The 669-nt window shown below is 67.1% G+C and carries 1 protein-coding gene and 1 pseudogene; both read left to right on the top strand.

Annotated features, from left to right (window positions below; all coding sequences use genetic code 11):
• Window positions 1-413, top strand: a pseudogene (locus AQJ11_RS04175) (ribonucleoside-diphosphate reductase subunit alpha); the annotation flags it as partial.
• Window positions 413-669, top strand: a 257-nt coding sequence (locus AQJ11_RS04170) for a ribonucleotide-diphosphate reductase subunit beta (RefSeq protein ID WP_208616429.1), incomplete at its 3' end; no start/stop codon positions are given. The pseudogene AQJ11_RS04175 and the gene AQJ11_RS04170, both read left to right, overlap by 1 nt.

Below are 669 nucleotides of genomic sequence, written 5' to 3'. Positions count from 1 at the left end.
ACCTGAAGAACCTCGGCGTCTGGGACGCCCGCACCCGCGAAGCCCTGCGCGACTCCAACGGCTCCATCCAGGACTTCCCCTGGATCCCCGAAGAGACCCGCGCCCTGTACCGCACCGCCTGGGAGATCCCCCAGCGCGGCCTGATCGACATGGCCGCCGCCCGCACCCCCTACCTCGACCAGGGCCAGTCCCTGAACCTCTTCATGGAAACCCCCACCATCGGCAAGCTCTCCTCCATGTACGCCTACGCCTGGAAGTCCGGCCTCAAAACCACCTACTACCTGCGCTCCCGCCCCGCGACCCGCATCGCCCGCGCCGCCCAGGCCACCGTCCCCGCCCAACAGCCGGCACCCGACCCCGACGCGATCGCCTGCTCCCTGGAAAACCCCGAGTCCTGCGAGGCCTGCCAGTAATGACCACCCGACCCCAGAACCTGCTCGACCCCGGCTTCGAGTTGACTCTCCGCCCGATGCGCTACCCCGACTTCTACGAACGCTACCGGGACGCCATCAAGAACACCTGGACCGTCGAAGAGGTCGACCTCCACTCCGACGTCGCCGACCTCGCCAAACTCACCCCCGAAGAACAACACCTCATCGGCCGGCTCGTCGCCTTCTTCGCCACCGGCGACTCGATCGTCGCCAACAACCTCGTCCTCACCCTCTACAA

The sequence above is a fragment of the Streptomyces corchorusii genome (genome assembly GCF_001514055.1).
Taxonomy (GTDB): Bacteria; Actinomycetota; Actinomycetes; order Streptomycetales; family Streptomycetaceae; genus Streptomyces; species Streptomyces olivaceoviridis.
This window is presented reverse-complemented; position numbering and strand designations above follow the sequence as displayed.